Source organism: Actinoplanes sp. NPDC048791 (assembly GCF_040650095.1).
GTDB lineage: Bacteria > Actinomycetota > Actinomycetes > Mycobacteriales > Micromonosporaceae > Actinoplanes.
Map to the genome: position 1 here is coordinate 1 of NZ_JBEZGQ010000779.1, position 4,097 is coordinate 4,097.

A 4,097-nucleotide genomic window follows, 5' to 3' on the forward strand; every position below is an offset into this window, starting at 1 on the left:
GGGTGGCAGCGCGTACGGCGTGCCGCAGAGCGAGGCGCGCCTCGTCCGCCTCGCCGAGCTGCTCGGCGATCCTCGCCCGGGTGAGCCAGGCGTCCACGCAGACCGCCGGCGGCAGCCCGGCGACGGTGAGGACCGGGGTGAGGATCTCCGCGGCCTGCTCGGGCTCACCGCCGGCGGCGAGGGCCTCGGCCTGCAGCACGACGACGTCCGGCGGGTACGGCCGTTCGGACCCGGCGACCGTCTCGAGCGCCTCGCCGGGGCGGCCCGCGCTGATCAGCAGGCGCCCGTGGGAGACGGTCAGCTCGTGGACGAGCCATTCGGGCAATGTCGTCCCGGGGGCCGCGCGGACCTGCGTGATCTGGCGTATCGCGCCGCGCAGATCGCCGCGGATCACCATCCGGCGGGACTGCACGAGTGCGGACACCGCCGCGGCGAGAGCGTCGTCGCACCCTCGGGGTGGCGGACCGATCGTCCGGAGGTGACGCGCAGCCGTCTCGACGTCGTCGCGTTCCACCGCCGCCCAGGCCAGGACCAGGCGGGCCACGCGGGCCGGTGCCGTGCCGTACCGGTCGGCGTCGTCGGTGGCCTCGGTGGCCAGCTTCTCGGCCTGCCGCAGCCGGCCCCGGTGGGCCTCGATCAGCGCGAGGTGCTGCCGGCAGTTGATCGTCAGGTCCTCGTAGCCCGGGGCCGGCGCGGCGACGACCTCCGTGAGGCATGACACTGCCGTGTCGACCGCGCCGGCGTAGCTGTGCGCGATGCCCCGGGCGGCCAGCGTCAGCGCGCGCAGCTCGGGGTGGGCCGCTGTCACCTCGGGCGGTGCCTGAGCCAGGGCCTGCTCGGTCGCCGGGCTCAGCTGCAGCACCTGCGCATGGTCGCCCCGGGTGGCCGCGAGCAGCACACCGAGGATCGAGTCGGCCAGCGCGAGGGCCTGGTTGTACTCCCAGTCGCGGCGGATGACGAGCTCCTGGGCGCGGGCGAGCTGGTGGGCGCACTGGTCGGTCGAGGCGTCGGCGAGAGCCAGCGCCGCTGACACGATGGCGGCCTCGGCGCTGTCGCAGTCCGGGGGGAGCTGAGCCAGCAGGGCGCCGAGCCGGCCGTTCCGTCCCTCGGTCACCAGGCGGCCGACCGCGTGGTGGCCGACGGCGATGGTGGCGGCCGCCGGCCAGTCCCGCGCCTCGACGGCGTGGCCGACGGCGTCGGCGGTCTGACCCCGTCCCGCCAGCCAGCGCGCCGCGTGGCTGTGCAGCTCCCGGGCCCGTCGCGGATCCTCGCACAGCAGCTGGGCGCGAAGCAGCTCGGCGAAGAGCGGGTGGAACCGGTACGCCGTGGAGTACTCGGCCACCGGCTGGACGAAGGCGTTGCGGCGCTGCAGGTCGACGAGCAGCCGCCGCGCGTCGGTCCGTCCGGTCACCACCTCCGCGAGCTCCGGCGTGAACGTGTCCAGGATGCCGGCCTCCAGCAGGAAGCTCCGTACGTGCGCGGGCTGCCGGCGGAGCACCTCGTCGGCGAGGTATGCGGCGACCCCGGATTCCGTGCCGGTGATGGTGCCGACGAGGTGGTCGGCGTCCCGCCTGTCCTGCAGGGCCAGGGCGAACAGCCGGAGGCCGGCCGCCCAGCCCTCGGTGTGCTCCAGCAGGGTGGCCAGCCCGGCCCGGCCCAGCTCGACGCCGTGCAGGGTGAGCAGTTCCTCGGCCTCGCCCGCGGTGAAGGCCAGGTCCTCGGTGCGGATCTCCGCCAGCCGGCCGGCCAGCCGGTACCGGTGCAGCGGCAGCGGCGGATCCCAGCGTCCGATGATGATCAGCTTCAGCATCGGGCCGGCGTGCCGCAGCACGAATTCCAGCTCCGTGGCCCAGCGGTCGCCGTCGACCAGGCCCGTGCCGTCGAGCACCAGCAGCAGCGGGGCGGGCTGCGCGGCGAGCTCCGCCGAGAGCCGGACGAGGAACGACCGGTCGGCTCCGTCCGGGCCCGGGTCCGCGGCCGGTGACGGCGAGACGGGCACCCCTGACCGGCGCAGTGCCGCCACGACATATGCCCAGAAAGTGGCCGTTCCGCCGTCGTCGTGCTCGAGCGTGACCCAGGCGACGGCGTCCCGGCACCGGTCGTGCGCCCAGGAGGCCACCAGCTGGGTCTTGCCGCTGCCGGCCGGTCCCACCACCAGGGTCACCGGTACGTCGTCGCGATCGGGCAGCGCGTCGAGCAGGCGGGGCCGGGCCACCAGGAAACGCGGCTGCGCCGGGATCTCGAACCGGGCCGGCATCAGTGGATCATCATCCGTCCCCGGACTGATGACGGGCGTGGGACGGGCGAGTTCAGCACGCACGGGACCTCCTCGGGACAAACCCAATCACGGACCTGAATGTCACCCTTCCGGTTCCGCCGAGTGTCCACATCGTCCGAAACGGATTAGTCACCCGGTGCCCGGCCCGGCTCAGACCGGTGTCTCGGTCTCCGTTTCCCGGAGCCGGGCGTGGAACAACCCGAGCCGGTAGAGGCGCTCCAGCCGGCGGACCGTGAACGGATGGGAGCGCGGCAGCTGCGACACGGTGACCCAGAAGCCCCTGAGCGACCGGCCCTGCCGCACCAGCTCGTCGACGTCGACGACCTGCTCGGTGTGCCGGCCCGAGGCCAGCAGCACCAGACCCGTCATGCCCAGCGGGGCCAGGTGGGCGCCGTGCCGGTCGCACGAGTATTCCCGCAGCCGGGACAGCGCCGGTCCCAGCAGCGGGATCCGCTCCGAGTACGCGACCGCGAGCTGGTACCACAGCGAGACGTGGTGCAGCCGGATGTGACCGAGCTCGTGTCCCAGGATGAACCGCAGGCCGTCACGGTTGTTGTGGTACAGGTTCACGAACAGCTCGTTGGACAGCACGACGTAGTCGTGACCGGTGGCCTGCGCCGCGAAGGCGTTCAGCGCGCCGTTGCCGTTGCCGAGGTAGATCTGCGGGCGCCGGCGCAGCCCGAGACGACGGGCGAAGGCGTCCGCCGTCCGGTAGAGCTCCGGGTACTGTCGCGGTGACAGTTCGACCGCTGTCCCGCGGGTCGACGCCCGCTGGGTCTCGCGGACCACGATCAGCGTGGGGACCAGCAGGAGCAGGCCGAGCAGCGCGCTGCGGACGGTGGTGGACCAGCCGGTGTCGTGCAGTCGTTCGGGCAGGCCCGGCAGCAGCACGGCGGCCTGCACGATGAGGCCGACGATCAGCAGGTTGAGCACCACCATGAAGATGAAGAACGGCACCTCGGCGGGGTGCCGGAGCCGGCCGGCGGGAAGGGTGTTCTGGTTGGACGTCGACACAGCGATCCTCCTGTTCGGTTCGGCCGCTGACGCTGGTGCGCGATCGTGAGCGGTGCTGACGCCGAGCGTGCGCTGCCGGGCCCGCTCCGGCCTCACCCCGCCGAGATGAGGCCACTGGGTCGGCCCGGGCCCGAGAATGCCGGAAGGCCCGTGAGCTGCGACGGAGGTGGCCGTGCTCGTCATCGCACACCTGTCCGACCTGCACCTGGGCGCGCATGATCCGGCCGCGGTGGCCTCCGTGGCGGCCGACGTCACCCGGGTGTCTCCCGCCCTGACGGTGGTCACGGGTGATCTCTCGATGCGGGCCCGGACCGGGCAGTTCCGCCTCGCCCGGGCGCTGCTCGATCGGCTGCCGGCGCCGTTGCTGGTGGTGCCGGGCAACCACGACGTGCCACTGGTCAGCGTCGACCGGCTGGTGGGGCCGTACCGGCGTTACCGGCGGCTGATCCGCCCGGATCTCGATCCCGTGCTGCGGCTGCCCGGCGTGACCGTGATCGGGTTGCACACCAGCCCGCCGTGGCGGTGGAAGAGCGGACGGGTGTCACGGCAGCAGAGCGAAGCGGTCGTCGCCGTGCTCGGTTCGGCCCCGGCCGGCACGGTCCGCGTGCTCGCGCTGCATCACCCGCCGCGGGCCCTCGGCCTCGCCCGGATGGCCGGGCGGACCCGGCTGATGCGGGCCATCGGGACCGCCCGGGTGGACCTGATCCTGGCCGGGCACACCCACGTGCCCCGGGCGGATCTCGTACGGCTGGACGGAACGGCCCACGAGCCGGTCGAGGTGGTGGCCGGCACCGCCGTCAGCCGG

3 protein-coding genes are annotated in these 4,097 nt (G+C 73.7%); 1 reads left to right on the forward strand and 2 read right to left on the reverse strand.

What is annotated here, in order from left to right; all coding sequences use genetic code 11:
• Window positions 1-2,257 (reverse strand): helix-turn-helix transcriptional regulator (locus tag AB0C29_RS36820; protein WP_360830456.1); only part of this gene is annotated, 2,257 nt, incomplete at its 3' end.
• 171 nt (window positions 2,258-2,428) lie between these two features.
• On the reverse strand, window positions 2,429-3,292 hold the full coding sequence (locus AB0C29_RS36825; RefSeq protein ID WP_360830459.1) for a M48 family metallopeptidase: 864 nt from the start codon (window positions 3,290-3,292) through the stop codon (window positions 2,429-2,431).
• Window positions 3,293-3,464: 172 nt separating this feature from the next.
• Here AB0C29_RS36825 and AB0C29_RS36830 point away from each other — a divergent pair.
• Window positions 3,465-4,097, forward strand: a 633-nt coding sequence (locus tag AB0C29_RS36830; protein ID WP_360830462.1) for a metallophosphoesterase, incomplete at its 3' end; no start/stop codon positions are given.